Origin of the sequence: Streptomyces sp. NPDC102467 (assembly GCF_044765445.1) — a bacterium.
In the GTDB taxonomy this organism is placed as follows: Bacteria; Actinomycetota; Actinomycetes; order Streptomycetales; family Streptomycetaceae; genus Streptomyces.
This window is the reverse complement of sequence record NZ_JBIWKA010000038.1, coordinates 1-25,170: the sequence shown is the minus strand read 5'-3', so window position 1 is coordinate 25,170 and position 25,170 is coordinate 1. Positions and strand designations below refer to the sequence as shown.

General features: G+C 69.1%; 25 protein-coding genes and 3 pseudogenes. 18 read left to right on the top strand and 10 right to left on the bottom strand.

Translation table 11 applies throughout. From position 1 onward, the window contains the following. The first annotated feature begins 181 nt into the window (after positions 1-181). Positions 182-1,507 (top strand): hypothetical protein, encoded by a 1,326-nt coding sequence (locus ACIREE_RS41180; RefSeq protein ID WP_404164510.1) that lies wholly within the window; start codon positions 182-184, stop codon positions 1,505-1,507. Positions 1,508-1,733: 226 nt separating this feature from the next. On the opposite strand, the gene ACIREE_RS41175 is transcribed toward ACIREE_RS41180, so the two are convergent. Continuing rightward, positions 1,734-3,236 carry an ISL3 family transposase gene (locus tag ACIREE_RS41175; protein ID WP_404164512.1) on the bottom strand — a complete coding sequence of 501 codons (1,503 nt, stop codon included), beginning with the start codon at positions 3,234-3,236 and terminating at the stop codon, positions 1,734-1,736. A 151-nt stretch (positions 3,237-3,387) separates the two neighbouring features. Here ACIREE_RS41175 and ACIREE_RS41170 point away from each other — a divergent pair. Beyond that, a pseudogene (locus ACIREE_RS41170) lies at positions 3,388-3,597 on the top strand (integrase core domain-containing protein); the annotation flags it as partial. 492 nt (positions 3,598-4,089) lie between these two features. On the opposite strand, the gene ACIREE_RS41165 reads toward ACIREE_RS41170, so the two are convergent. From ACIREE_RS41165 to ACIREE_RS41155, 3 genes and pseudogenes are all read right to left on the bottom strand, one after another. Continuing rightward, complete coding sequence (locus ACIREE_RS41165; RefSeq protein ID WP_404164508.1) at positions 4,090-4,410, bottom strand: transcriptional regulator; 321 nt, start codon at positions 4,408-4,410, stop codon at positions 4,090-4,092. Beyond that, complete coding sequence (locus ACIREE_RS41160) at positions 4,407-4,898, bottom strand: hypothetical protein (RefSeq protein ID WP_404164506.1); 492 nt, start codon at positions 4,896-4,898, stop codon at positions 4,407-4,409. The genes ACIREE_RS41165 and ACIREE_RS41160 overlap by 4 nt, the downstream gene beginning before the upstream one ends. 442 nt (positions 4,899-5,340) lie before the next feature. Further along, a pseudogene (locus ACIREE_RS41155) lies at positions 5,341-6,174 on the bottom strand (zinc-binding dehydrogenase); the annotation flags it as partial. On the opposite strand from ACIREE_RS41155, the pseudogene ACIREE_RS41150 reads away from it, so the two are divergent. The 4 genes and pseudogenes from ACIREE_RS41150 (at position 6,165) to ACIREE_RS41135 (ending at position 11,702) form a co-directional block, all read left to right on the top strand. Then, positions 6,165-7,133 (top strand): annotated as a pseudogene (locus ACIREE_RS41150) (LysR family transcriptional regulator). The pseudogenes ACIREE_RS41155 and ACIREE_RS41150 overlap by 10 nt on opposite strands. Positions 7,134-7,286: 153 nt before the next feature. After that, on the top strand, positions 7,287-7,628 hold the full coding sequence (locus ACIREE_RS41145) for a trypco2 family protein (protein WP_404164504.1): 342 nt from the start codon (positions 7,287-7,289) through the stop codon (positions 7,626-7,628). Beyond that, positions 7,625-10,546, top strand: coding sequence for a trypsin-like peptidase domain-containing protein (locus tag ACIREE_RS41140; protein ID WP_404164502.1), 2,922 nt, complete (start codon positions 7,625-7,627; stop codon positions 10,544-10,546). Before ACIREE_RS41145 ends, ACIREE_RS41140 begins: the two co-directional genes overlap by 4 nt. An 82-nt stretch (positions 10,547-10,628) precedes the next feature. Further along, complete coding sequence (locus ACIREE_RS41135) at positions 10,629-11,702, top strand: DUF6801 domain-containing protein (protein WP_404164500.1); 1,074 nt, start codon at positions 10,629-10,631, stop codon at positions 11,700-11,702. 40 nt (positions 11,703-11,742) lie between these two features. Here the strand turns inward: ACIREE_RS41135 and ACIREE_RS41130 are convergent, their stop codons facing one another. Then, entirely contained in the window at positions 11,743-11,973 is a 231-nt protein-coding gene (locus ACIREE_RS41130; protein WP_404164498.1) for a hypothetical protein, read from the bottom strand. Between ACIREE_RS41130 and ACIREE_RS41125 the strand changes: the two genes are divergently transcribed. Together ACIREE_RS41125 and ACIREE_RS41120 are read left to right on the top strand one after the other, a co-directional pair. Continuing rightward, positions 11,950-12,777, top strand: a complete 828-nt coding sequence (locus ACIREE_RS41125; protein ID WP_404164496.1) for a DUF5753 domain-containing protein — start codon at positions 11,950-11,952, stop codon at positions 12,775-12,777. The genes ACIREE_RS41130 and ACIREE_RS41125 overlap by 24 nt on opposite strands. Further along, entirely contained in the window at positions 12,774-12,980 is a 207-nt protein-coding gene (locus ACIREE_RS41120; RefSeq protein WP_404164494.1) for a DUF397 domain-containing protein, read from the top strand. The genes ACIREE_RS41125 and ACIREE_RS41120 overlap by 4 nt, the downstream gene beginning before the upstream one ends. 407 nt (positions 12,981-13,387) lie before the next feature. On the opposite strand, the gene ACIREE_RS41115 is transcribed toward ACIREE_RS41120, so the two are convergent. Continuing rightward, positions 13,388-14,386, bottom strand: coding sequence for a winged helix-turn-helix domain-containing protein (locus tag ACIREE_RS41115; protein WP_404164492.1), 999 nt, complete (start codon positions 14,384-14,386; stop codon positions 13,388-13,390). Between the two features lie 67 nt (positions 14,387-14,453). Between ACIREE_RS41115 and ACIREE_RS41110 the strand changes: the two genes are divergently transcribed. Beyond that, positions 14,454-15,674: an MFS transporter gene (locus ACIREE_RS41110; RefSeq protein ID WP_404164490.1), complete on the top strand. Its 1,221-nt coding sequence runs from the start codon at positions 14,454-14,456 to the stop codon at positions 15,672-15,674. Here the strand turns inward: ACIREE_RS41110 and ACIREE_RS41105 are convergent. Further along, positions 15,671-16,099 carry a TnsA-like heteromeric transposase endonuclease subunit gene (locus ACIREE_RS41105; RefSeq protein WP_404164488.1) on the bottom strand — a complete coding sequence of 143 codons (429 nt, stop codon included), beginning with the start codon at positions 16,097-16,099 and terminating at the stop codon, positions 15,671-15,673. The two genes, ACIREE_RS41110 and ACIREE_RS41105, sit on opposite strands and share 4 nt — an antisense overlap. Before the next feature lie 652 nt (positions 16,100-16,751). Between ACIREE_RS41105 and ACIREE_RS41100 the strand changes: the two genes are divergently transcribed. The 4 genes from ACIREE_RS41100 (at position 16,752) to ACIREE_RS41085 (ending at position 18,701) form a co-directional block, all read left to right on the top strand. After that, complete coding sequence (locus tag ACIREE_RS41100) at positions 16,752-17,321, top strand: hypothetical protein (RefSeq protein ID WP_404164486.1); 570 nt, start codon at positions 16,752-16,754, stop codon at positions 17,319-17,321. 148 nt (positions 17,322-17,469) lie between these two features. Then, entirely contained in the window at positions 17,470-17,808 is a 339-nt protein-coding gene (locus ACIREE_RS41095) for a hypothetical protein (RefSeq protein ID WP_404164484.1), read from the top strand. A gap of 31 nt (positions 17,809-17,839) precedes the next feature. Then, positions 17,840-18,235, top strand: a complete 396-nt coding sequence (locus ACIREE_RS41090; RefSeq protein WP_404164482.1) for a hypothetical protein — start codon at positions 17,840-17,842, stop codon at positions 18,233-18,235. A gap of 103 nt (positions 18,236-18,338) precedes the next feature. Continuing rightward, positions 18,339-18,701 (top strand): hypothetical protein, encoded by a 363-nt coding sequence (locus tag ACIREE_RS41085; RefSeq protein ID WP_404164480.1) that lies wholly within the window; start codon positions 18,339-18,341, stop codon positions 18,699-18,701. Here the strand turns inward: ACIREE_RS41085 and ACIREE_RS41080 are convergent, their stop codons facing one another. Then, positions 18,702-19,385 carry a GntR family transcriptional regulator gene (locus tag ACIREE_RS41080; protein WP_399233123.1) on the bottom strand — a complete coding sequence of 228 codons (684 nt, stop codon included), beginning with the start codon at positions 19,383-19,385 and terminating at the stop codon, positions 18,702-18,704. Positions 19,386-19,478: 93 nt separating this feature from the next. Here ACIREE_RS41080 and ACIREE_RS41075 point away from each other — a divergent pair, with 93 nt between their 5' ends. From ACIREE_RS41075 to ACIREE_RS41055, 5 genes are all read left to right on the top strand, one after another. Then, positions 19,479-20,129: an NAD(P)H-binding protein gene (locus tag ACIREE_RS41075; protein ID WP_404164478.1), complete on the top strand. Its 651-nt coding sequence runs from the start codon at positions 19,479-19,481 to the stop codon at positions 20,127-20,129. A 55-nt stretch (positions 20,130-20,184) separates the two neighbouring features. Beyond that, positions 20,185-20,586: a RidA family protein gene (locus tag ACIREE_RS41070; RefSeq protein ID WP_362790257.1), complete on the top strand. Its 402-nt coding sequence runs from the start codon at positions 20,185-20,187 to the stop codon at positions 20,584-20,586. Next, on the top strand, positions 20,586-21,020 hold the full coding sequence (locus ACIREE_RS41065; RefSeq protein WP_362790255.1) for an SRPBCC family protein: 435 nt from the start codon (positions 20,586-20,588) through the stop codon (positions 21,018-21,020). Before ACIREE_RS41070 ends, ACIREE_RS41065 begins: the two co-directional genes overlap by 1 nt. Positions 21,021-21,083: 63 nt before the next feature. Continuing rightward, positions 21,084-22,193: an NADH:flavin oxidoreductase/NADH oxidase gene (locus tag ACIREE_RS41060; protein ID WP_404164477.1), complete on the top strand. Its 1,110-nt coding sequence runs from the start codon at positions 21,084-21,086 to the stop codon at positions 22,191-22,193. Positions 22,194-22,274: 81 nt separating this feature from the next. Next, positions 22,275-23,018: an SDR family oxidoreductase gene (locus ACIREE_RS41055; protein WP_404164475.1), complete on the top strand. Its 744-nt coding sequence runs from the start codon at positions 22,275-22,277 to the stop codon at positions 23,016-23,018. Between the two features lie 628 nt (positions 23,019-23,646). Here the strand turns inward: ACIREE_RS41055 and ACIREE_RS41050 are convergent. Further along, entirely contained in the window at positions 23,647-24,288 is a 642-nt protein-coding gene (locus tag ACIREE_RS41050) for a hypothetical protein (RefSeq protein WP_404164474.1), read from the bottom strand. A gap of 509 nt (positions 24,289-24,797) precedes the next feature. Beyond that, positions 24,798-25,170 (bottom strand): ANTAR domain-containing protein (locus tag ACIREE_RS41045; protein ID WP_404164472.1); only part of this gene is annotated, 373 nt, incomplete at its 5' end.

Genomic DNA, 25,170 nt, shown 5'->3' with positions numbered 1-25,170 from the left:
CAGCCCACCGCCTTGCGCGTACCTCATGCACTCGGCATACCGCAGGGATCATGAACCGTCAGTCCTACCGACACCACGCTTTGAAGGTCAGTAACGGGAGGCGCGTTGTCGACGACCGGCTTGCCGAGCGACCGGAGATCGGTGCCGCCGGTTTGTCAGTGGGCGGCCGTACGCTCAGCCCGTGAACATTGATGATCTTGAGTGGCAGTCACGAAATCTCGGTGGATACCCGCCCGTGTTGGTCAACCTGCTGGTAGAGCAGGGGCACGTGGAGCAACTGGTCCGGGCGGCCTCAAGGGGAGCGTGGTCCTGCGCGAGGGCGGCCGCGCGCCAGCTGTGCAAAACAGCAGAGTTCGAGCGGGCCCTGGGCGTACTGGAACCCTATGTCGAGCTTGGCTGGGAGCCGGCACGCTGGGCGGCTGCCGACACTGTGCTGCAGACGGGACAGGTGCAGCAGGCGCTGGACCGGGTCCGCCCGGACGATGTGAGGCTGGCTTCGGAGCACGTGTGCCACGACTTCGCGGAACTGCTGGCCAAGGCGGGGCAGGTGGATGAAGCGATCGCCGTCCTCACCCCGCATCTGGACCGGTCGTGGCTGCTGTCCGCCCTGGTCGAGCTGACCGAGGGACAGAACCGGGACGAGCAGGTCCTGGAACTGCTCGCACCGCAGGCCGAGCGGGCCCGCAGCGCCCGCGGTGAAGAACGATGGAACCTCGAGGCCAGCAATGCGCAGGACCTTCAGGCCCAGGTCCTGGAACGCACGGGCCGCGTCGAGGAGGCCATCCGGATACTCGGGGCCGACATATCCGCCGGCCGCTTCCTGGTCCAGAACACGCTCACCGCCTATGCCGAACTCCTCCAGCGCAACGGGCGCATGGACGAACTGCGCGAACTGGGCACCGGCCAGCACGCGCACGTCGGCCTGCCGTACTACGCCAGGGCCCTCGAAGACCACGGTCAGGCAGAGGAGGCCGAGACCGTACTGCGACGCTTCATCGCGACCGACGAGTGGGACCGCTACCGCTGGCCATTGATCGAACTGCTGGGGCGCCAGCACCGGCTCGAGGAAGCCGTCGAGGTGGGACGCCCCACCTTCGACTACCACGACGGCTGCCTCCTCGAAAGCGTCATCCACCTCCTTGCCGAGGCCGGACGTTTCGACGACGCCCTCGCCATCCTCGACGAGCGCGATGCCGCGTACATCGACGAGCACCCATCCTGGTTCCATACGAACCGGATAGGGCTGCTGGGCGAGGCAGGCCGGTACGAGGAAGCCCTCGCCTACTCCGCGATGCTGCCGGCGGACCTATACGGACTGACACCCAGCACCGCATGGATCCTGGAGCAGGCGGGACGCATCGAAGAGGCTCTCGGCCTGCTCCGGGCAGATGCCGACGTAGCCGTATGGGAGGCGGCGGCGCTCCTCGTCAGGCACGGACGGGCAGACGAAGCGATCGACAGCATGCCCTCCATCGCCGATCTCCGCGCAGCCAGTCAGCGGGGATAGTGAACACCGCTTTGCTCTTGGACCCGGCACACGAGGCCGCTTGCACAGCCTCAGCCCTTCACCCTCGACGGCACCGACCACACGGACCACAAGGAACAGGGCAGCATGACCCGCCGCTACATCATCTGGCGAAACCGCCACACCGATGACAAACGCCTACACCGGGGACTGTAAGACGTTCGGCTCTTCCAACATTTTCGTAGGCGTTGATCGGGGTGGCTGACGGTCAGTTGAGCAGGATGAGCTGGCGAAGCAGCGGGTGGCCGGCCCGGCCGTACCGCTGGCGCTTGAGGAGTTTGATCTTGCAGTTGACGCCTTCGGTGCGGCCGTTGTGCCAGGGCAGGGTGAGGGCGGAATCGACGGCGGCGCGGTCGCGTTCCAGGCCGTTGGCGAAGGCCTGCAGGAAGGGCAGGTCGGCGGCGCGGGTCTGGTTGATCCACTCGGTGAGCCGCTCGGCGTTGCCCGGACAGGGGGCAAGGCGCCCGGCGAAGGTGCGGATCTGGTCGGCAAGAACGGTCATCTCGGGGCAGGCGGCGGCAAGTTGGTCGCGCAGCGCGCTCCGCCGATCGTCGAGGCGGTCGGGATGGCGGGTGAACAGGCCGGTGACCTTGCGGGGTGACAGGGCCGCGTGGTCGGCTTCGACACGGCCCTGGTTGATGTAGCGGACCAGGAGGTTGGCGCTGCCGGTGTAGCCCTGCTCGCGGATCTCCGCGAGCAGGTGGGTGACCGGGGCGGCCGGGTCGTCGGCGCGTCGCTTGCGCAGGTGGTCGCGGTAGGGGTCGACAAGACAGGCGCGGTAGATGGGGGCGCGGACCATGCGGTCGGGTTCGGCGGCGCGGGCGTAGCGCTTGACGGTGTTCAGCGCGAGGCCCAGGCGGCGGGCGCAGGCGAGCAGACCTACGCCTTGGCCTAGGAGTTCGTGGACTTGCCGCCAGCGTTCTTGGGTGGTGACCGCCCGTCTGCCCTCGGGCAGCGGCGGGCCGAACTTTCCCCAGCACGAGGCGTGCGCTGCGACCTCCTTCAGGACCGTCTCGGTCAGGCCGTGCCACAGGTGCCAGCGGTCGCCGACCTGGACGATTCCGCGGTCGGCGTCGGTGGCGGCCTGGGCGAAGCCGGCGGCACCATCCCGGCACAGCACCTGGATGCCGAGGTGATCGCGCAGCCAGGCGGTGACCGTGGCCATCGCGCGGTCGGGCAGCACCTCGACGCGCTGCCCGCTGTCGGCATCGATGATGATCGTCGCGTAGCGGTGCCCTCTGAGCAGGGCGAACTCATCGATCCCCGCCACCCGGGGGGCCCGCCGGTCAGGCAGCGGGATTCGCATCAGGCAGTTCAGGACGGTTACCGCGGACAGCGTCTGGTGCAGCACCGTCAACAGCCTGGCGGTGCCGGCCAGGGCCGTCGCGAGCGCCTCGACGAGCCGCCGTAGAGCCGGAGTTCTGCGCTGGTAGCGCTCGGTTAGCCCGTCGACCTGCTCGACGAACGTGGCCCTGGTGCAGTCGGAGTGCTCGCAGTACAGGCGCCGCACCGAAATGTCGATCATTACTGGTCTCCCGCCGATCGCCTCGTCGGCGACATGCCGCACATAGCGGCTGTGGTCCCAGTCCGAGGGCTGCCCGCAGCCGGGACAGTCCACCGGTCTCCCGTCCGGCGTCCGCACCATGATTCTGACCAGGCGGGTACCCGACTCCACTGCCTCGACCAGCACCGATGACAAGTGCGGCAACAGCTCCGTCAGCTCGACCTCACACGCCACCACCTTGCCGCACCGGCGCATCCGACGGGGCCGGAACCAAGCAGCCGATCAACGCCTACGAAATTCTTGGAAGACCCGCTCGCTTTACAGACCCCTGCAGCAACTTGACAGCTATAGGAGCGTCAACGCCCTCGCCGAGTCGTTCTGGCAGGGGCTCAAGAGGGAGACGATGCACCGGAGGCTGTTCTCCACGATGCGCCAGGCGAGGCTGGAGATCTTCCAGTGGCTTACCTACTACAACGCCCGCAAACGCCACAGCGCCCTCAACTACCTCTCACCCGTGGAGTTCGAACAACATCATCTGCGAGCAGCTAAACTCTCGATCACGGCATGAACCCCTGTGTCCACACTCCGGGGGACGCCTCATTCGCTGCCCCCTCCCCCGCTGCGGACACCTTCACCGGCGTCCGGCGCCACCTGCGGCTATGGCGCACGCCACCGGACGGCAGGTCGGTGGCAACCGGTCCGTCAACGTCGGGACCAAGGCGAGCAACTGCGGGGGAAATTACGGAGCGTCCGGAGGGGAAACGACTGGAGCCGCTGTGCTGTGGGCAGATGCCCAGAGCCGTCCGGTGGTGTTCGTCCCCACGGGCTGCCGGACGGCAGACAGCCCGGCAGCCCCACTGCGGGCGGCGGCGCACCCGTCGACATCCATGTGCTGACGCACGACGATCCGACGTTGCAAGGCTCCCCTCCGCCTTTGATGGAAGGCAACGGAGAGCCAGACACAACGGGACAAGAGCCCTGCAGGCTTGTTCAGCGCCACGCGGCAGAAGATCGTTATATCACCGGTCCAACGCCCCTCCTCATTTCGCTCTGCTTGTGATCACAGAGCCGGACCCGACGGCCCCACGATCGCCCGCAGCGCCGCAAGGTGCCCCTGGTAGGCCTCCCGGCCTTGCCGGGTCAGGTGGAGCCACACGCGCTGGCGGGTGTCGCGGACCGCCTTGCGCTGGGCGACATAACCGGCGTCCATCAGCACGGCGACGTGCTTGCTCAGCACCGAGGCGGAGAGGTCGAGCTGCCTTTGGACCAGGCCGAACTCCGCCTCGTCCGTGATGTCCAGGAGGGCGCAAATACGCAGCCGGTTCGGGGCATGGATGGTGGTGTCAAAACCCTCCAGGGAGTCGGGGCGTTTGGCGCTCACGCGCTCTTCCGGTGCAGGCGGACGAAGGCAAGGTGGAAGCCGACGGACACAGCGGCGCCCACCAGTGAGGCCGCGACCAGCCACACCGGCCGTCCGGTGGCGCTGAACGCGCAGGCTGCCCCCACCAGCAGTACGGGCAGGCCGACCGCGAGCGGCACGGTCGCCCGTGTGGGCAGCACGTCCAACCGCAGCGCTACGCCGGTCTTGTGACGCCACGTCCTGGCCGCGACGGCGAAGAGCGCCCCGTACGCCGCGGTGCTTGCCAGCATGATGCCCAGCCAGGCGGGGCTCGGCAGCAGCCAGTCCGGGTCGGCCACCACGCCTCCAAGGATGATCGGAAGTGCGGCGATGTAGAGCGTCAGCGTGGCGGAGAACCAGTTCGGCCACGGTGTGGCCGACAGTGCCGCACCGGAGGCCCGGATGCGCTCGGTGTCGGCCAGTGCGGAACGGGCCTGATCGGGCGTCAGCGGCACCTCGTGAGTTTCCATGACCGAAAGCGTACCGGACAGTTTCCGGTACGGAAAGTGACGCGGGCCCGGAACGCAAGTGACCAGCACGCTCACTGGCGTCCCGGCTCCGGTGAGGAGCCGGCCGCAGAGACACACGACTGCCCGCTCGCGAACTCGACACGCGTCAACGCCTCGCGCAGCCCTGCCCGATGCGCAACTCCGCCACGCTGGGTGCCGCCAGCCCGTTACCTGACCCGCCGCCCGCAGAACGGCACACGCACCGAACACCTCTGCGGCCTTCGTGCGAATTTTGATTCCGTGGCGGAACGCGGATTCAAACGACGGCCGCCTGCCGAACAGGCGCGCCCGGTGCAGGTGTTCGGCGGTCGGGGCGCGGTGCCCGGCGGGCAGCTGGAGCGGAGCACCGGGAGTGTCGCGGCGGTCCGCTTACGGCTCCGTCCGTGATTCGCCGGATGCAACCTCAGGGGCGCATGACGATCTTTCCCACGTGCCCCCGGCGGGAGAGTTCTTCCTGTGCCTGGGCGGCCTGGTCCAGGGAGAAGGTCGCGGCGATGACGGGCTGAATCTCCGCCCGGCGAGCCAAATCCATGAGGAGACCAAAATGGGTGGGCGTGTGCATCGCGGACCCGATGACCTGGGCGTTGTGCAGGTACAGACGGCGCACATCAAAGGTCACGCCATAACCGCCGAGCGCGCCCGCGATGACCCAACGGCCCCCTTCGCGCAGCAGCGGCAGCCCCTCACCGACCAGCTCGCCGGCCACGACGTCGAGTGCGACGTCAATGCCCTGCGGGGCGGCAGCGCGGATCTGCTCGGCGATGCCGCCTGCGCGATCGACGACGTCGTGCGCGCCCGCTTCGCGCACCGCATCGATCTTGTGTCCGCTACTGATGGCAATCACCCGTGCGCCGCGTGCCCGGGCGATCTGCACCAGCGCGAGGCCGACGCCGCCGGACGCTCCCGAGACCAGGACGGTTTCCCCCTTCTGCAGCCGACCACGCTCGATCATGCCCAGTGCGGTGCCGTAGGCGGTCGGCAACGTCGCGAGCTGGTCGTCCGTGAGCGGGGATTCCGTCACGTCGTGTACTCGCGTTGCCGGCGCTGTCACGTACTCGGCATATCCGCCGTCGCGTTCGCTCCCCATCAGGCCCACCACCGGATTGGCGTCCGGCCCGTCGGAGTCGTAGATCGCGGGGTCGACGACCACCCGGCGGCCGACAAGGTTCCCCTCCACTGCGGAGCCGACGGCCACGACGCGGCCGGCCACGTCGGCGCCCTGGATGCATGGAACTTCGCCAGCTGCGCTATTTCGTCTGCGTCGTCGAGGAGGGCGGTTTCACTCGCGCCGCCGCTCGGCTGCATCTGGCCCAGCCCGGCCTCAGCGCTCAGATCCGCCAGCTGGAGAAGGAGTTGGGGCAACCCCTGCTCGACCGCTCCGGCCGGTCGGTGACGCCGACAGAGGTGGGCCGGGCGGTCCTGCCCCACGCTCGCGCCGCACTGGCCGCGGCGGAGTCCGTGCGGCAGACGGTCGACGCGTACACCGGGCTGCTGCGCGGCCGGGTCACACTCGGGCTGGTCTCGGGCGCCACCGGCCACGCCTTCGACATCGCCGCTCTGCTCGCGGACTTCCACGACTCCTCCCCCTCGGTGGAGGTGGCTCTCACCGAGGACACCTCGGAGCGGATGCTGTCCGCCCTCTTGGCCGGGGAGCTCGACATCGCCGTTCTCGGCACGGCGAAGGACGTGGCCCCGCCCGGCGCGGAGTTCCGGACGGTGATCGACGTTCCGCTGGTCGCGGCTGTCGCTCCCGGTCATCCGCTGATGGACCGCGGCAGTGGTACGAGCGTCTCGCTTGCCGAGCTGCGCGATCAGCCGTTGATCTGCCTGCCACGCGGCAGCGGGGTGCGCGCAGCGCTCGAACAGGGCTGTGCGCAGGCCGGGTTCCGGCCTCGGGTCGTCTTCGAAGCAGCGGCTCCGCACGTGCTCACGTAGTTGGCCGCGCGGGGCCTGGGCATCGCCGTGCTGCCTGCCGGTGAGCACGAGTCCCCTCGCGACGCACAGCTGCCCACCCTGCGGATCGTCCGGCCCGAGATGCGTGCCCGCGTCGCTCTCGCCTGGCAGGCCGGAGGCCCTTCCAGCCCTGCGGCCAGGGCTCTTCTCGACCGCCTGCGCGCAGCGTTCCCGAAGCCGGTCAACCACCACGTACCGGCAGGAGCAACAACGGCGAGCGGCATCGAGGGCCGTCGTGTGTGACCACGCGATGGCGGCCGAGACCGCCCGCTGGTCTCCGGCGAGTCCGCAGAACACCCACAACTGGTCGTTTCTGAGTGAATCCCGTTCATATCCCGCTCTACGGCGTGGCTGTTTGTTGGAATCCGGTACCAGGCGCGTGTGTAGAGATGCACCATGGTGGCGTTATTGGATGGTCAACAGGTAGGAATGGGGCCGGAGTTGATCGAGTTAGCCACGGTGATTCAGGAGCTGCGGGAAGAGCTGGAGCGTGCGGTCGCCACGTCCGGAAGCAAGGCGTTGCGCTTCGAGCTCGGGGAGATCGAGCTGGAGATGTCGGTCGCACTGGACCGGTCCGGGCATGCGGGAGCGAAGGTGCGCTTCTGGGTCGTGGAGACGGGCGCGGAGACGACCGTGGGTGCCAATTCCACCCAGCGGATCAAACTGGCGCTGCAACCGACACTGGCAGCATCCGACAAGGTGTTCATCAGCGGTGCCACCGAGGCACATGAGGAATGAGCACCGCGAAGAGCAGATCCTCGGAACCGACCGGGCTCGATCTGAAGCGGGTGGTTCAGGTCCTCACCTCGACCGAGACGGGTACGCAGGGGCGCGGTTCGGGATACCGGGTCGCGGCGGACGCCGTGCTCACGGCGGCCCACGTGGTGCAGGACGCGTCGTCGATCCGTCTGCGCTTCTTCACCGAGGACGGCCGGACGACTGAGGTGCCCGGACACCCGGTGTGGCTCGACGCTTCGGTGGACATCGCGGTGCTCAGGCTCGCATCCGGCCCGGCCGCTCACGGAGCACCGTCCGGACATGTCCCACCGGTGCGCTTCGCGCGGATCACGAACGTGGTGGAATGCGAAGCGCTGGGGTTCCCGAGGTTCGCCACACGCCGTGATCCTGCCTCTGCGGTGGGCGGCCCTCCCACGGTCTACCGGGATTCCCACCATGCACGCGGTACCACCACTCCGCTGGCCGGCGTACGCCGGGGGACGCTGGAACTCGCGCTGCGAGCACCGGAATACGACGTCGAGCGGGAGCGCTCCCCCTGGGAGGGGATGTCCGGGGCCGCGGTGTGGAGTGGCGGCTGTCTGATCGGCGTGGTCAGCGAGCATCATCGTGCCGACGGTCTCGGCACGCTCGCGGCGAGCCGGGTGAGCCGCTGGCACCAGGTACTTCCGCCGGAGCGCATCCGCGAGCTCGGCGAGTTGACCGGCCTGCCCGTCGGCGCCGCACAGCTGGTCCGACTCCCGCCGCGCGGGGACGCGTCGCAGCAAATCGAGTCGTGGCTGCGAGAGGCGGCCAAGAACCTCGCCACGTGGGTGAGGAACCAGTGGTCGGACGAGGAGCTGCGGCGGAGCGTGCACGATCCGTTCCCCATGGATGTGCGCTTTCAGAACGCCACCGGACGGTTCGACACCTGGTCCAACATCCGCCAGGCTCCTCCTCGATCGGAAACACCGTCAGAGCCTCTCGACCTGGCGGGCTCCCTGGATCAGATCGTCGAGAAGTACCGGATCATCCCGTCCCGCCGGCTGGTGGTGCTCGGTGAGGCCGGGGCGGGCAAGACGATCCTTGCCCTGCGCTTTGTGCTCGACTCCCTCCCCGAGCCCGCTCCCGGAGAGTCCGCCCCCGGCGGTCCGGTTCCGGTGATCTTCAGCCTCGGGTCCTGGGATCCCGCCACTCCGTTGCGTGACTGGATGAGCGACCGGCTGGTGCGCGACTACCCCGACCTCAACCTTCCGGCTCCCGACGGCGAGAGCCTGGCCGATGCCCTGCTCCAGGGAAACCAGATCCTTCCGGTCCTCGACGGCTTCGACGAGATCGCCGAAGGGTCGCAGCCCGCGGCGATCCGCGCGATCAACGCCGCCGACACGGACCTGGTGCTCACCAGCCGTCCGGAGCAGTACGGCAAGGCCGTATGTGCCGCACGGGAGGTGCTCAGGGGCGCCGCCGGAATCATGCTGGACCCGCTCGCCTCAAAGGTTCTCGCCACCTACCTGCGCCGGGCCAGCCCACCCGCACCGGGAGGTGACGAGCGAAGCACCGCGTGGGAGCCGGTCCTGGCCGCGTTGGACGGACAGCCACGCGGCGAGGGCGCGAGGAATGTCGCCGAGGCGCTCAGCACTCCCCTCATGGTCGCGCTGGCCCGCACCGTCTACCGTCGCGCGCACACGCAGCAGCCGGAGCGGGCGCCGCAGCCGAAAGAGCTGCTGGACGCCGCGCGCTTCCCCACCTCCGCCGCCGTGGAGAACTACCTCCTGTCCGCGTTCGTCCCCGCCGCCTACGACCCACCGCTCACCGGCTCACGATCCGCGGGCGCCGGCAAACGGCCGCAGCCGTCTCAGCGACGCTGGGATGCCGAACGCGCACAGGACTGGCTCAGCTACCTCGCCCGGCATCTCGACCAACTCGGGCTGCTGGGCCGGAACAAGGGACACGAAGAGGACAAGAACACCGTCCGCGATCTCGCTTGGTGGGAGCTGGGCACCACCATGCGCCGCTCGACGCGGGCGCTCGCCGTCGGAGGCCTTGCCTCCGTGGCCTACGGAGTCACGACAGCGATCGGGAACATCCCCGTGGATCTGGTGGCGACCTCGCGTGGCCTGGAGTTCGCACTGGTGCGGGGACTCGTGGTCGGGGTCCTGCACGGGCTCGCGGCAGGACTGGTCTTCGGGCTCATCTACTGGTCCATGTCCGGGCGCGAGCGGCTCAAGCCGTTGCAGGTGCGGGCGAAACTGTCCCGCGAGTCCTGGACGCGACGCAAGGATGCCCACCGCGGAGCCACGGTCGGCGTCGCGGTCGGTGCCGTGGCCGCAGTGATCCTGCTCGTCCTCGACCGGGTGGTGGTCCGGGGACTCGGGCTCGACGACGGCCAGGGGGGCGGCCGGTTGGCGGCGCTCGTGTTCGTCGCCGAACTCGGTTTCGGGGGCGGTCTCGTCTTCGGACTGACGGCCCTTCTCGAAGCGCCTCTGCAACCGGGATCCGCGACCCGGCCCACGGATCTGCTAAACGCCAACCGTCGTCGCGTGGCCTTCCGACTGGTGCTCTGGGCACTCGTCATCGGGCCGGTGGTCGGGGTGGTCGAGGGAATCTGGCACGGCGCCCTGCGCGGAGCCCAGGTCGGGGCGGTGTTCGGGCTCGAAGCCGCCTTCGGCGCCGGCTTGGCCTATGGGTGCGGTCTGACCGCGTGGGGGCAGTGGGTCGCCTTAGCCCGGATCTGGCTGCCGCTGACCGGGCGGCTGCCGTGGCGGCTGATGTCCTTCCTGGACGACGCGCACCAGCGCGAGGTACTGCGCCAGGCCGGCGCGGTCTACCAGTTCCGTCACGCGAGCCTCCAGGACCACCTCAACAACACCTACGAGATACGTAAAGCCGGACAACTCGCGCGCGACTCCGGGAACCCATCGATGTCGCGTACGCGTCAATAGGGCAAAGGTGTTCTTCGGAACTCCCGGTGAGCAAACGACAGGGGGAGCGATGAGGCTGGTGGGTACTTCAGGAGGGTCGGGGGTGAAGCTCGCCCTCGGCGTCGCGACAGCAGCACTGGCCGCGGTCGCGGGCGCGCTGGGAACCGGTGTCGCTGCCGCGCAGCCGGTCTCCCTCACCCTGAACTACACCTGCGATTTTCCGATCATCAATGGTCAACGTGTCACGGTCCGGATCAACGCGAATGTTCCGAACTCGCACACCGTCGGCGCGCCTACCCGGCCGTTCCCCATCACGGTGATGGCGACGGTGGGCGGCCAGTTCACCTCGGGGCTCCATTTCCTCGGCGTGCGCTCCATCGAGGGCACGGCGGGCGGCAACGTCAATGTGGCCGCACCACAGGGCAACTTCAGCGTCAGCATCCCCTTCACCATCCCCAACACCACCGTCCCGGCATCGGGCTCCTTCCACGTTCCGGTGACCGGCTCCGCACCCTCGCTCAGGTTCACCAGGACAGGCAACGGGAGAATCACCGCCGGGAACATCAAGCTGCACCTCGCCGCACGGGATGCCGACGGCAACCCGACCCTGGGCAGACTTGATCTGCCCTGCACCTTGGAGGGCGGGCAGAACGACGTGATCGAGTCGTTCGACGTCGGACCGAAACCGACGGCGACCCGCACGGGCACATCACGAGCACCCTCCACGGACACCACCAAGCCCCCCGCAACCACCACCTCCGGACGGGCGACCCCGGGAGCCGGCGGAGGCGGGGCCAAGGGGGGCTCCGCCACCACGAACGGTCCTGGATCGGCGGCCTCGGGAGACACGGGCACCTCAACAGCGGGCACCTCGACCGCTGACAGTTCGACCGCCGGCAGTTCGGCTGCCGGCGGTTCGACCACGGCCAAGCCCACGACCACTTCCGCAGCCGACGGGGCGTCCTTGCATGCGACTGGGGGCGGAGCCGGCAACTCCCGCGTCCCGATGCTCCTCACCCTGGGCGGCGGGGTCGCGGCGATCGGGGCTGTCGGATTCGGCGGGACGCTGTGGCGTCGCCGCCATGCCGGCGGTGAAGGGTTCTTGACGGTGAGCCAGGTGGAGCAGGTGGAGCAGATGCCGGAGCAGGGCCAAGGGGACCAGGCAGGCATGGACTGAGGATTGCGCCGCCGCACGCCTCGCCGTGCACCCCTCGCTGTCAGAGATCGAGCGCCGCGACGTCCGGCGTCTGCTCATGGAAGTGGCGCCGCAAGTGCCGTTCGATGAAGCGGTCCCCCCGGCGCTGCAGGTGTGCGCGTCCCGCCTCGGTGCGGCCGAGTATCCGGTAGCGCAGGAGGTTGGTGAGCACGACGGGCGGCACGGCCCACGGCAACGCGGGCGGCAGGGCCAGATCACGCATGCCCTGGTGGCCGAGGAAGTAACTCAGCATGCTCAGCAGCCGGGCGCGCGCGTAGGCCCGACGCACTCGGGCGAAGTGGTCGAAATGCAGGTGGCGCTGGGCTTCCACGAGCGCACCGGCAAGGGGCGGGCCGGCGGGTCCGCCGTAGCTCTGGGTCAGCAACAGGTGGTAGTTCAGCCGGTGTTGCTCGGACTCGCGGGCAACGGCCGTGAGCGCGGTTGGTGGTCCCAGTACGAGGGCGGCGAACTCAACCCTCACTACGCCGACTACATCGCGCTCGAATGGGACGCTTCCGACCTTTACGTCGTCGAGACGTCCCTCATCCCCGGTCTTTTGCAGACACCCGCGTACACCGAGGCCGTCATCCGTATGCAGAGCCCCAACAAGGCCGACGACTTCGACTACGTCCAGGAACAAGTGAAAGTGCGCGGCCAGCGCCGCCAGGTCTTCGCGCGAAGCGTGCCGCTGAGACTCTGGGCGATCGTGGCCGAGTCCGCGCTCCGACACCGCGTCGGTGGACCCGAAGTCATGAGAGAGCAGCTCGAAGCGCTGCTCTCCCCGGCCAACGAGACCAATATCCAGATCCAAGTGCTGCCCACCACTGCGCCAATCAACAGCGCGCTCTACGGGCCCTTCGGCATCCTTGCCTTCCCTGAGCCCGCGGAGACGGACGTCGTCTACGCCGACAGCCTCATGAGCACCGTGTACTACGAACAGCCCGACCAGGTGGATTCCTTTACCACCCTCTTCCGCCGCCTCAACTCGGAAGCCCTTCCTGTTGAGGAGTCCTTGGCGCGTATTCGCGCCGCGATACAGGAAATGGATAGCAAGTGAACTCGCAGCATCCGCGCTTCGATGCGACCACGGCCCTCTGGTTCAAGGCCACATACTCCAGCGGCGACAACAACTGCCTGGAGTCCACGCACGCGCCCGGCGTCGTTCCGGTCAGGGACAGCAAGGCCCCCGAGGGGCCCGTTCTCCTGTTCTCCCCCGCAAGCTGGGACCTCTTCATCACAGAACTCAAGTCGGGAAACTAATTTCCCAGCACAGATGTGGCCTCCCCTCAATCACAGTGAGGAGAGGCCACAATCTTTTTGGCTACCCCATCTGGCGCTTCGTGTTTCGTCAAGGTCGGGCATGGGGCCGGTGCGGTGACAGGTCGCCAAGGTGTGCGCGACATCGGTGCTGCGAGTGAGCATCTCCTGCATGCGGGCGGCCCCAAGACCTTGGAGCGTACGACAGGCCGGCACCGGTAGCAGGAGTTCGAGTAGGAACCACTCCGCACCAGTAGTGCTCGAGGGATCCCAGTGCCGACGCATCACAACCTCCGCTGTCGCGTCTCATCGAGCCTGCTTCGACGTTAGGTCCCTGACCAGGTCGGAGCAGTTTCGTTGAGACTGGCGGGACCGGGCATGAGTCATCCGATCTGCTTCATTCCGCAGCTTTACTCGCCATGTCTCACTGAATCTGCTCCAACGGAACCGGATGCAGCCATGAGTACCTCCCCTGCTGCCGTCCGGACGTACAGCACCGACCGCCCCGCCCGCCGCCGCTCCACCATCCCCGCGTCGAGCAGCACCCGCAGATGCCCGCCCACCGAACCCAGCGCCCGCCCGGTCACGGCGACCAGCTGGGTCGTGCTCATGGGCGTCCCGAGCAGCGTCAGCAACCCGGCCCGCGCGGTCCCGATGAGCGCCCCGAGCCCGGCGGGGACGGGCCGCCGGTCGTGGTCCTCGGCGAGCACCCCGAGACACGGGTAGACGACTGCGTACCGTTCCCGTCCCTCCCACGACACCCAACTGGTCCTCGGCGTGACCGGCATGAACAGCAGCTGGGCCCCGGCGGCGAGTTCCCGCGGCGGATAGGCGTTGTCGTTGACCTGGAAGCGGCTCTCCCCGAGCCACCGCGTCCCCGGCTTCAACGAGTCGAGGACGGCCGCCCAGCCGCCCTGATTGACTCGCGCGGTTCGCGCGGACATGTCGGCCTCCATGACGCGCCGACGGCGCTCCCAGTCCGGCCGGACGGTCTCCTCCCAGACGTACGTCAGGAGCGCGGTCGCCCGCTCGGGCAGGTCGTCCCGCTCCAAAACGAAGGGGAGCGGTCCCCGCAGGGACACCCGGAGGTTGGCCCGTGCCTCCCCGGCATCGGTTGTCCGCACCCGGGCCACGGTCTCCTCGAAGCTCTCCCCGGCGCACGAGGTGGGGCAGAAGAAGTCGGCGATCCAGGACGTGCCGATGGCCGCCTGCACGAGCGGCGCGGCAGCCGGGTCGGCCGCGAGGTGCGCACGGTAGCCAGGCAGATGCGCGCGCAGCCAGGCATCCTCGCCCGGATGGGCACCGGTCCCCGCATACAGCAGTCTCAGGCTCGCGAAAGCCTCGGCGAACGGCGAGAGCACAAACCGGCTGCGGGCGAGGGTGTCGGTGTCGATCTGCCACAAGCCCATCCGTACGACCTTTCGCGTGTCGCCGAAACAGTACACACGGCCCCGGGACGCTCGGAGACTTCGGCGAATGCGCAGCTACAGATCCCTTTTCCGCACCGCGGAGTTCACCCCGTTCCTGCTCTCCTTCGCCGCTTTCGCCGCGGCTCAGACGATCGGCGGACTGGCCCTCGCCACGCTGGTCTTCCGGGCCACCGGCTCCCCGTTCCTGTCGGCGGTGAGCATGTTCGGCCCACAGTTGGCGCAACTGCTGGGAGGCGCATTCCTGCTCTCGGGTGCCGACCGCCTGCCCCCGCGCGCGGTCCTGTCCGTCCTCGCCCTTTCCTTCGCAGTCTGCACGGCGGTCCTTGCCCTGCCGGGTCTGCCGGTCTGGGCGGTCTTCGCCGTCGTACTCCTGCAGGGCCTGGTGGCCTCGCTGGGCGGCGGAGTGCGCGGGGGAATGCTCAACGAGATCCTGACCAAGGACGGCTATGTCCTGGGCCGTTCGGTATTCAACATGCTCTGGGGCCTGACGCAAATGGCCGGTTTCGCGACGGGCGGCGCGCTTCTCGCGCTCCTCTCCCCGCGGACCTGCCTGCTCCTCGCGGCGACGCTGTACGTACTGTCCGCCCTCGTCACCCACCTCGGCCTCACGGCCCGCCCACCGCGCTCCGCCGGTCGACCGTCCCTCTCGGCGACCTGGCGCACCAACGCCCTCCTGTGGTCCTCACGCCACCGCCGCCTGACGTACCTGGGCCTGTGGGTCCCCAACGGCCTCATCGTCGGCAGCGATTCGCTGTACGTCTCCTACGCCCCCGAAGCCGCCGGCATGCTCTACGCATTCGGCGCGCTCGGGATGTTCGCGGGTGACCTGGCCGTGGGCCGACTCGTACCGCCTGCCCTGCGCCCTCGCCTCGCGACGCCGCTGCGCTTGCTGCTGGCGGTTCCCTACCTGTTCTTCGTCGTACAGCCGGGAGTGGCGCTGTCAGCCGTGGCAGTCACTGTCGCCTCCGCCGGCTTCGCCGCGAGTCTGGTCCTCCAGGAACGCCTGATGTCGCTCATCCCCGACGACCTCGCGGGCCAGGCCCTCGGGCTGCACGCCACCGGCATGGCCGCCTTCCAAGGCATCGGCGCCCTCCTCGCGGGCACGCTGGCCCAACTGACCTCCCCGGCCACGGCGATGACGCTGATGGCGGCCGCATCGGTCACAGCGACCTTGACCCTCGCGGTGCTGGGCAGGCACGAGGAACGACAGTCGGCCGTCCCCGGTACGCGCCCCGGCTTCCTGTCGGAACCAGCCGCCAGAGACTAGTGAGCTGTCTCTTCACCGAAGACCTCCGGGGTGGGCCGCAGCAGGTGCCGGTAGGGGGACGGGGCAGTGAACACCTCTGTCAGACGACGGCCCACCTCGGCCCGGTGGATCCGTGAGTGGCGATAGCCCGCCAACCACCGCACGTTCGCCATGAACACCGGATCGGGAACCCCAACCCGCCTGAACTCCCAGCCGACTTCGGAGCAGGCTCTCTCGGTGGCCGCGAAGGCGGCGGCGTCCCTCTCCTCGATCCGGTCATCCGCCCGCACGTCGATCACGATCCCGGTGCCGTCGACACCACGGGCGAAGAAGTCCGGCGTGTGCCGCCTCCCTCCTGCAGCCAGCTCATCCGGAACGGCTGTGACGAGACGCCACAGATCCGCCGGTCGAAGTCCAGAAGCCTGAGATGATCCCGCTCCAGCCATGACTCGTACCCCACGTGCCGGTTCACCGTTGCCGACCAGTACAGACCTGGATAGCTCCGCGCCCCCTTGGCGAAGTGGAACGACCTGACAGGGACAGCATCCTCGAACCGGACGCTCCAGTGATCAGCGAGAGAACCCACCACTCGCCCCTCGGACGGAACGGCGAACTCCACCCCGTAACTGGCTCCCGGCTTGCCCGAACGATCCACCCTCAGCGCTGCTGAGCCCACCGCGCCCTCCTGCCACGTCGCAGATGTACGACGTTAGGCACCGCGAAAGCATCAGCGGGACAGGTTCGGTGAGATAGCCACCCGAACGAGGCATCTTCCCTGAGACGCAGAAACGTCCTCGGCTCACGGTGGTCAGTCGCGAAGCAGATTCAGTGAGACGCAGGTCCGGATCGGATCGGCTTGGGTGAGATTGGAGCGGGTCGCGTGAGACGGGACATCCGCGCTTTCAAGCGCTGTTCGCCCGGTTTGTCGGCTCGGATATGGCACATTATCCGAGGCGAGACACGTCGTCTCGCTACAAAGGTCGACCATATAGACCACTACCTCACTGGTATCTGCCTACTGAACGCGGCGGCCTCGCGTCCGGCACACTTCCGATTTAGTTCACAGATAGCGGTGACATAGAGTGCGTCGGAGGCTTCATGAAGATCACCATTGAGGGTGCCAGCGAGGAGTTCGAGCGCAAACTGCTTGCCCTCCTCGCCGAGCACCGCGACGAACTGGCCGTCACAGCCGACACCGCCTGGAACATCGAGCGGGCGATGAAGTTCCTGCGCGACCTCAACGCCAGCGCCCGCATGTTCGTCCGCTTCGTCGTCAACGCCGGCGGACGGCTCGACGCCGCCGTGCTGCGCGAGGAGTTCGACCGCGGCCTGCGCGGCCCCACCGTCGCCCTGACCTACGCGCTCAAGCGCGGGGTGAAGCACGGCTGGTGGCCCGAGGGCACCGAGGCGCCGGTCACCGTCGTTTACGGCGGCCCGTCCTCGCCCGCCTGGCGGCAGGCAGACTCCTATGAGCTCACCCCGGAGAACTGCCAGATTTTCCGGGAGGCCTTTGCCCTCCTGGACGTGGCCCCGGTCACCTGGGACGCGGACGCGCCGCACCCCCTTGGCCCGCTGACCGGCTGGGGCGACGACGACGATGTACCGCGGGCCCTCGTGGACGAGCCCCCGGCGGCCGACCTCGACTCCGCGGGCGGAGAGGGCAGGTGAGAGGGGGTTGCGCCGCTAACCCCCGCCTCCTTGATAGTCGGCGCGGCCCGTCCAACACGCGGGCCCTGCCGACTCGTTGGAGGTCACCCATGTTCGCCGTCCGCGGCGTCGCCCACTCCGTCCACACCTCGGAGTGAGGCACCGTCTCATGTTCTCGTTCATCGACCTGCCCGGCCTGGTCAGCACACTGATCGGCTCCGCCGTGCTCACCGGTGCCGGGGCCGCCGGGCGGCGGCTGCTGTCCCGCAGGGCGCGCGCCGCCGAAGGGGTGGAAACCACTGCCCCGTTGGAGGCCCCCCGCATGCTCCGCCGCTACACCCTGCTGCGCGCCACCGGCCCGGACGGCATCCCGGCCCAGTACGCCACCACCCGGCCGACCGGCTCGGTCATCGTCCAGCGGGTCAACGGTCACCCGCAGCGCTTCGAGCTGACCGACGTCCCACTGGCCGACGGCACCTTCGTCGCCGAACCGCTCGACTACCTGTAACCCGCCCGCCGAGAACCCAGGAGGCACCATCATGAGCACGGTCCCACTCGCCGCAGGGGACGCCCCGGCGGCACCGGCCGGGCCGATCTGGAAGTGCGCCGACTGCGACACGAACAACCACCTCCGCGCCGACGCGCAGTACGTCGTCTGCGGGCGCACCCGCCCAGCCTCCCGGGTCCGCATCAATCTCCCCTCCCTCGCGAAACCGCTGCGAGAGAAGGCGCCCGTGCCGGTACCGGCCAGCCCGCCCGGCCCCGACGAGGCGGTGCCCGACGCCCCGGAGACGACCGCCGAACTGGCCGTGCAGAAGCGGCCGGTCGAGGAGCCCACAGGCTTCCTACTCGCCCCGCCCCTCGACCGGCCGCCCGGCACGCTGCTGGTCGCGGTCGGCCCCGGGGCGTCGGGCAAGTCGACGTACGCCGATTGAACTTGACAGAGAAATCCCCGCCGATCTCCTGGCGCAGAACGTCCAGGCAGAGCACCGCGGCGACCGCCGCCGCGCGTGTTGAGTGCTGGCCGAGCCGAAAGGGGTGAAGAAGCTGACCGCTGAGGACCGGCGCGGCCTGACCGCGCTGTCTGGCCCAACATCAACCCGTACGGCACCTTCCGACGCCTCGACCCGGATCCTGCCGTCGCCGTACCACGGCCCCGCAGACCGGCGGACGCAGACGGCCGGTCTGGCGTGCGCCTGGCCTGATGCGGTCCTGCGCAGCGCGGGGTCGCTTCGTCGTCAGCGCGGCTTACTGAGCGACGGACCGGTCGAGCTGTGCCAGAAGTACGCGGTGGCCACCTGTGACCGGCTGCCGTCGCACATGTCCATGGTTGCCGGGGCGGGCGATGACGAGCAGGCTTCACCAACGCTGGGCGGTGCCCAGATGGTGGCGGACCGGTAGTCAGGCCGGGTTCGACGTGCCGGTGACGACGTCCAATGCGTGGCGGCGGTGGGCGGCGAAGAGGGGGAGGGCGGCCTGGGGGTCGCGGGCGCGCAGGGCTGCGGCCAGCGCATGGTGCTCCTGGGGGATGCAGCCGAGGTAGCCCTCGGTGCTGAGGCCGATGCGGGTCAGCAAGAACAGGTGGACCTGGCAGCGGATGGTCTCCCAGGCCGCGACGAGACGCTGGTGGCCGGTGGCGGCGAACACGTCGTCGTGGAAGGCGATGTCCAGGCGGACCATGGCGTGCGGGTCCGTCGTGCGGTCCATCACACCGGCCGCCTTCTCGATGACCGCGAGGTCCTCGTCCGAGGCGTGCGCGATGACCTGTTGGACGGCGAGATCCTCAAGCGCGCCGCGCAGGCTGTCGAGCTCGGCGACATCCTCGGCGGACAGCGTCGTGACCACGGTGCCCCGGTGCCAGGCGCAGTGCACGAGGCCCTCGCGCTCCAAAACGCGCAGAGCCTCACGCACCGGGCCCCTGCTGACCTGCAGCACGCCGGAGAGTTCAACCTCTCGCAACGGTGCTCCGGGGGCGTATGCACCGCTGAAGATCGCCTCCCGGATCCGGTCGGCGACCTCGTCGGCCAGTCCGCGACGTCGGGCGGGGGCCACCGCGCGATCTCCTGTGAGTTGCGTCTTCTCCATGTCGTGATGTTGACATTCAGTCGTTGTCGGAATGTCAACATTGCGACAACAGAGTGGCCGGTCGTTCGTCCAGCCAGGAGAGAGGCGTTTCCCATGAAGGTGTTCCAGATCGGTGCCGCCGGAGGTGTTGGCAAGAGGCTCGCCGGCCTGTTGTCCGAGCGCGGTGACGAGGTGAGCGGCATGCACCGGAGCCCGGCACAGGCCGACACGATTCGCGCGACCGGTGCGGCGCCTGTGACCGGCGACCTGATCGCCGACTCTGTGGACGAGCTCGCAGGCAAGCTCGCCGGGCACGACGCAGTGGTGTTCTCGGCCGGCGCCCACGGAACCGGCATGGACAAGACCACGCTCATCGACGGCAAAGGCCTGGAGAAGGCAGCCGCCGCGGCCGAGGCCGCCGGAGTCGCGCGCTTCGTTCTCGTCTCCGTGTTCCCCGATGCCCTGCGCGGCGAGGGAGCGTCCGCAGGCTTCGAGCACTACGTCAAGGTCAAGAAGAATGCCGACGTCTATCTCACCCGCACCGGCCTCAACTGGTTGATCGTCCGCCCGGGCACGCTGCTGGACGGACCGGGTACCGGGCGGGTCGCCGCCGGGCCTGCCCTCGAGTACGGCGACGTGCACCGCGACGATGTCGCCGCGTTCATCGACGCCGCCCTGCACCAGCCCGCCCTCAGCCGCGTCATCGTCGAGCTGACCTCCGGCGACACCTCTGTCGCAGATGCGGTCGCCCGCCTCGCTGCCTGAGCCCGGCAGCCACCCCACCCACCCCTGCATCCCCCACCAGAGAAGGACAGTCACCATGACGGCCATCGATTCCTACAGCCATGGCGTCTCGGGCGAGCGCGAGTTCGGCTTCGCCCAGGCCATCAAGGTCGAGCACACGATCTATGTCTCGGGCCAGCTCTCCCACGACGAAGAGGGCAACTTCCTGCACCCGGGCGACTTCGAGGCCCAGACCGAGCAGGTCTTCGCCAACTTCGAGAAGGTCCTCGCCCACTACGGCGCCACCCGTAACCAGGTCGTCTCCGAGACCCAGTTCATCGTGGACCTGCCGAAGTACAACAACGCGATGGCGGCCGCCAACCTGGCCTACTTCGGCGATCACCGCCCCACCAGTAGCACCATCGGCGTCGCCTCGCTGTTCTTCCCCGGTCAGCTCATCGAGACCAACTTCGTCCTCGATACCCGTCTGCCCGTCTGATGGCACAGGCGTACTGGAGCTCAGTCTTCACCAGCTCCGCAGACCAGACATGGGCCGTCGTCCGGCAGTTCAACGGCCTGCCCGACTGGCACCCGGCCATCCGGGCGAGCGAGATCGTCGGGGGCGGCAACGGGCTGACCCCCGGTGCGGTCCGCCTCCTCACCGGGACGGACGGCAGCACCTACCAGGAACGGCTCGTGGGGCTGGACGATGCCGAGCGGAAACTGAGTTACGAGATCGTCGAGGCACCGCTGCCGGTCCGCGGCTACCGCTCGACGCTGCACGTCCAGGCCGTCGCCGACACCGGCGGCGCCTTCCTCAGCTGGCACGCCACCTTCGAGCCGGCCGAGGGCACCACCGCCCAGGAAGCCGCCACGGTCCTTGAAGCGGCCTACGCCCCGGCCATCGCGGGCCTCCACACGATCATCGCCTGACCCCGGACGGCAGCCGCCCCGTCCGGGGTCATCGATCACCGACCACGAAAGAAGCACCCCCGCATGAGTTCCCTGTTCACCCCCTTCACCCTGCGTTCCCTTCAGATACCCAACCGGGTCTGGATGTCCCCGATGTGCATGTACTCCGCCGCCCCCGAAGGCCCGGACACCGGCGCGCCGACCGACTTCCACCTCACCCACCTGGCCTCGCGCGCTGCTGGCGGCGCCGGTCTGGTCATGGCCGAGGCCACCGGCGTCCGGCCCGACGGGCGCATCAGCCCCTGGGACCTGGGTCTGTGGAACGACCGCCAGCAGGAGGCGTTCACCCGCATCACCGAGGCCATCAAGGCCCACGGCGCCGTCCCGGCCATCCAGCTCGCCCACGCGGGCCGCAAGGCGTCGGTGGACAAGCCCTGGTTGTCCGACCGCTACCTGACCGAGGACGAGAACGGCTGGCAGCCCGTTGCCCCCAGCCCGGTCGCGTACGACGGACTCGCTGTCCCGCACGAGTTGAGCGTGAAGGAGATCCAGCAGCTCGTACGTGACTTCGCCGACTCCGCCCGGCGCGCGCTGGCCGCCGGGTTCCAGGTGGTCGAGGTGCACGGCGCCCACGGCTACCTGATCAACTCCTTCCTCTCCCCGGCCTCCAACCACCGCACCGACGCCTACGGCGGCAGCTTCGAGAACCGCATCCGCTTCGCCCTGGAGGTCGTCGACGCCGTCCGCGCCGTGTGGCCCGAGGACCTGCCGGTCTTCTTCCGCACCTCGGCCACCGACTGGCTGACCGAGAACCCCGAGGACACCCGCGAGGGCTGGACCGGCGAGAACACCGTGCGCCTGGCCAAGGAACTCCACGCCCACGGCGTCGACCTGCTGGATGTGTCCACCGGCGGCATGGTCCGCGACGCCAAAATCGTCGCCGGACCCAACTACCAGGTGCCGTTCGCCGCCCAGGCCCGCAACCAGGCTGGCATTCCCACCGCCGCCATCGGCATCATCACCGAGCCGCAGCAGGCGGAGGAGATCATCGCCTCAGGTAAAGCAGATGCCGTGTTCCTCGGCCGTGAACTGCTGCGCAATCCCTACTGGGCCCAGAACGCCGCACTCGAACTCGGCGTCGAGCCCCGCTGGCCCGACCAGTACGCCTACGTCGTCAAGCGCCGCAAGCACTGAGCCTGCCCGGCCTCCCCTCCACACACAGCTGTTCCGCCCCCGCACGGTGCTGTGCTGAATCACTCCAATTGGGAGATCCCCATGAACCACCTGCAGGACAAGGTCGTCGTCATCACCGGCGCCTCCTCCGGTATCGGCGCCGTCAGCGCCAAGGCCCTCGCCGCCCGCGGCGCCAAGATCGTCGCCGCCGCCCGTGGCCAAGAAGACCTCGACCAGCTGGTCGCCGACATCGAGAAGTGCGGCGGCACCGCAGCCGGCCGGCTCACCGACGTCGCCGACGCCGTGGACATGCAGGCGCTGGCCGACTTCACCGTCGCCACCTACGGGCGCATCGATGTCCTCGTCAACAACGCCGGCCTGATGCTCTTCTCGTACTGGAAGGACCTCGCGCTCGATGACTGGAACCGGATGCTCGACGTGAACATCCGCGGCTACCTCAACGGTGTCCACGCCGTCCTGCCCGTGATGCTCCGCCAGAAGTCCGGCCACATCCTGAACATGGACTCGGTGGCCGGTCACCAGGTCGGCGACGGCGCCGGTGTCTACAGCGCGACGAAGTTCTTCGTGCAGGCCATGACCGATTCCATGCGCAGGGAACTCGGCGTACGCGAGGGCATCAAGGCGTCCACGATCAGCCCTGGCGTCATCGACACAGGCTGGGCCGAGAAGGTCACCGACCCCGCCGGACGCAAGGCCGCCCTGGAGCTCAACGCCATCGCGATCAGCCCCGAGTCCATCGCCGACGCCGTCGTCTACGCCCTCGACCAGCCCGCAGACGTCACCGTCAACGACCTCGTCATCTCCCCCACCCGCCAGAACTGGTAAGCGCCAGGCAATCCACGCCGCACGGAAGGAATCCCAGTCCCATGACCGGTCTCGCCTCCCCCATTCCCCGCTTCCACCTCGCGGTCCCGGGCGCCTCGAACTGCTGTGGTGCGGCCCGCCCGCGGGCCCGGGCCCCGAACTGGGCGCCCTGCGCTCCTCTCTCGCGCCCGGGGCGGTGCCCTCCCGGGCGATCTTTGTGGTGATCCATGCGAGCTCAGAAAACGGCGATAGCGAGGACGAGGCCATCCCCGCGTCCCGCGCCGCTACGCGATGGAAGAGAACATCAAGCTCCGCGATGTTCGACCGCCCCTGCCAGGTCTGTGACGCCGGCGGCCTGGACCGTCGGCAAGGGCTCAGAAGTGCGGCGCCCCGGGCACTTGGCTGAACCCTGGGGCGCCTGAGCCCAGCCGGTCCCCGCGGGGAATCACCGGCCCGGCCTGCCCCGGGAGTTCCCCATTTCTCCCCGCTCATACCGCAGCCCCGGCTTGCCCGGCTCGAACCCCCACGCCCCGCCATCCAGGCCCGGACGACCCTGACCGCGCGCACGCGCGCACATGCCGGGAGGCTTACGCGGTAGGTGCGGCTGCGGTGTTGCGGTATTTGCCACCGGTCAGCCAACGACAGGGCGTCAGCCGTTTTCCTCCTCACCTGCCAGTATGCCGGTGCGCAGGCCGGCCGCTTTCTGGCGGGCCCGCTCAGCGCGCCGCCGGTAATCGGCCTCCTGCTGCGGATGGCTCAGGGCCAGGTGCTCGTACTCACCGGCCAGTGCGTCCCAGGTCCCCGCCAGGGCTCCCGCCACCTGCATGAACTGCCGCCGCAGACGGCGCTCCCGTGCTTCCAGGACCACCCACCGCGCAGGACCTTCGTCGGCCTGAAGCGCTGCGGAGAAGGACACCTCCCGCTCCACGTCCAACTGCTCGCGCTCATCGGAGGCATCCGCGCGCCGCAACGCCGCCTCGCTGCGGTCCAGCCGCTCCCTGCTGGCCTCCAGCAGGGAGCGGGCCCGGCCCAGCGTCTCGTACGCCCGCCGCCGCAGGCCCGAGGCTTTTGTCCCCGCTGCCCGGGCCCGGTCATCCACGTGGGTCTCCCACGCTGCGATCCGCACCTCCCGCTGATCAGCGATCTCCTCGCGCCGGTCAGCGATCTCCTCCCGCTGATCGGCAGCGGTATCCCGCTGGTCAGCGACAGCGGCGCTCTCTCGCAGCCGAAGCACCTCCCGGCGGATGCCGTCGGCGGAGCCGTGCCGGTCATCGGGCCGATCGGTCCCCATGCCGCCAGTATCGCGGCCCACCCCTATGGCCGTAACCCCGTGTCACGGCCGGGATGTGACACAGCATCTGGTCACGGAACTCACCGATGAGGTTTTCCGCGACACCCGCACAGGGGCCCGCCCGGCAGGTCAACGGCACGGCTCACCGGGCGAGCAGCACAGCGCAGCGAGCGCGCTGGAAAGGGGGGCGGGTGACAGCCTGGGCAGTCCCGTAGGCAGTGTCTGCGTCCGCTGTCCGGCTGAACTGCACCGGCATAGCGTGCAGTTGGAATGGTGGGCCCGCGGTAGCGGGCCGCTGGGCGGCGGCCGCCGCCCCCCCCCTGAGGTGGGTGGGGCCTGGCCGCCGGGCGTGCGAGGCAGCCGCCCGGCCCTATGCGGTGTCTCGCGCGGTGTCCTTGGCCCGGTGCGCGGGAACTACCCGGCAAGAGGACCGGGCTGGAGCCGTGTAGTGGGCGACCGTGCGGCTCCGGCAGCCCCTGGGGGCAGCTCTCATGTGGACAGGACGGCCGTCAGGATGGTTCGTTAAGGGGCGGCCAGGCCACGCCGGCGACGATGACGCGCGCCAGCGCGTGGACGGCCAGTCCGCGCACGTGGGCCTCGGTGCGCAGCATGGTGTCGGCTTCGGGGATCGCAAGGTGCAGGCGGGCGGCGAGGATTCCTTTCGCCTGTTCGGTGACGATCTGTACATCGTGGACGCGGACGAGGTGGGCGATCACGTCGTGCTGCTGGTCCGCAACGTGGTGGAAGGCCAGAGCGATGGCGGCGATGTCCGCCAGCGCCCGCGCACGAGCGCAGTCCTCCAGGGTGAAAGGCGCGGGGGTGTCGCGGTAGAAGACCAGCACGCCCAGGATCCGGCCGGCGTTGATCAGGGGCACCGCGTGC

Bases quoted from the DNA above. Each gene is read 5' to 3' on its own strand.
- ACIREE_RS41160 (WP_404164506.1), bottom strand. From the start codon at position 4,898: ATGGAAACTCACGAGGTGCCGCTGACGCCCGATCAGGCCCGTTCCGCA.
- ACIREE_RS41055 (WP_404164475.1), top strand. From the start codon at position 22,275: ATGAACCACCTGCAGGACAAGGTCGTCGTCATCACCGGCGCCTCCTCC.
- ACIREE_RS41145 (WP_404164504.1), top strand. From the start codon at position 7,287: ATGGTGGCGTTATTGGATGGTCAACAGGTAGGAATGGGGCCGGAGTTG.
- ACIREE_RS41115 (WP_404164492.1), bottom strand. From the start codon at position 14,386: ATGGGCTTGTGGCAGATCGACACCGACACCCTCGCCCGCAGCCGGTTT.
- ACIREE_RS41110 (WP_404164490.1), top strand. From the start codon at position 14,454: ATGCGCAGCTACAGATCCCTTTTCCGCACCGCGGAGTTCACCCCGTTC.
- ACIREE_RS41060 (WP_404164477.1), top strand. From the start codon at position 21,084: ATGAGTTCCCTGTTCACCCCCTTCACCCTGCGTTCCCTTCAGATACCC.
- ACIREE_RS41130 (WP_404164498.1), bottom strand. From the start codon at position 11,973: ATGCTGAGTTACTTCCTCGGCCACCAGGGCATGCGTGATCTGGCCCTG.
- ACIREE_RS41100 (WP_404164486.1), top strand. From the start codon at position 16,752: ATGAAGATCACCATTGAGGGTGCCAGCGAGGAGTTCGAGCGCAAACTG.
- ACIREE_RS41050 (WP_404164474.1), bottom strand. From the start codon at position 24,288: ATGGGGACCGATCGGCCCGATGACCGGCACGGCTCCGCCGACGGCATC.
- ACIREE_RS41095 (WP_404164484.1), top strand. From the start codon at position 17,470: ATGTTCTCGTTCATCGACCTGCCCGGCCTGGTCAGCACACTGATCGGC.
- ACIREE_RS41070 (WP_362790257.1), top strand. From the start codon at position 20,185: ATGACGGCCATCGATTCCTACAGCCATGGCGTCTCGGGCGAGCGCGAG.
- ACIREE_RS41105 (WP_404164488.1), bottom strand. From the start codon at position 16,099: ATGGCTGGAGCGGGATCATCTCAGGCTTCTGGACTTCGACCGGCGGAT.
- ACIREE_RS41065 (WP_362790255.1), top strand. From the start codon at position 20,586: ATGGCACAGGCGTACTGGAGCTCAGTCTTCACCAGCTCCGCAGACCAG.
- ACIREE_RS41140 (WP_404164502.1), top strand. From the start codon at position 7,625: ATGAGCACCGCGAAGAGCAGATCCTCGGAACCGACCGGGCTCGATCTG.
- ACIREE_RS41080 (WP_399233123.1), bottom strand. From the start codon at position 19,385: ATGGAGAAGACGCAACTCACAGGAGATCGCGCGGTGGCCCCCGCCCGA.
- ACIREE_RS41090 (WP_404164482.1), top strand. From the start codon at position 17,840: ATGAGCACGGTCCCACTCGCCGCAGGGGACGCCCCGGCGGCACCGGCC.
- ACIREE_RS41075 (WP_404164478.1), top strand. From the start codon at position 19,479: ATGAAGGTGTTCCAGATCGGTGCCGCCGGAGGTGTTGGCAAGAGGCTC.